Source organism: Vibrio sp. 10N.222.48.A3, assembly GCF_041475345.1.
Taxonomy (GTDB): domain Bacteria; phylum Pseudomonadota; class Gammaproteobacteria; order Enterobacterales; family Vibrionaceae; genus Vibrio; species Vibrio tasmaniensis_A.
Genome location: NZ_JBFRVX010001434.1, coordinates 1594 through 1961, shown reverse-complemented (window position 1 = coordinate 1961; position 368 = coordinate 1594). Strand labels below are relative to the sequence as shown.

Sequence of the window (368 nt, the reverse complement as noted above, 5' to 3'; positions counted from 1 at the left end):
GTTTTCTCTGCCACTGTTGGTAGGCGAAGAATACGGTCAACCGCTTCGTTTAGTTCGATACCAGAACGGTCAATCGCAGGATTGTTTGCTTTTAGCGTCTTCGCGTCACGGTGCATCTTAGGTGTTTTACCTAATAGGATGTCCATTGGCATGTCGATTGGCGTATTGTCGAAGTGTGAATCTTCTAGTTTCAGATCACGTTCTTCTGTTGCTTTACCAACCACTGCGTAAGGTGCGCGTTCACGTTTACAAATCGCGTCGAATGTTGCCATGTCTTTATCAGCAACCGCCATTACGTAACGCTCTTGAGATTCGTTACACCAGATCTCAAGTGGGCTCATGCCCGGCTCATCGTTTGGCACGTCACG

General features: G+C 47.8%; 1 protein-coding gene. It reads right to left on the bottom strand.

What is annotated here, in order from left to right:
• A partial coding sequence (locus AB4653_RS26930) for an AIR synthase-related protein (RefSeq protein WP_372105765.1) occupies positions 1-368 on the bottom strand: 368 nt, incomplete at both ends.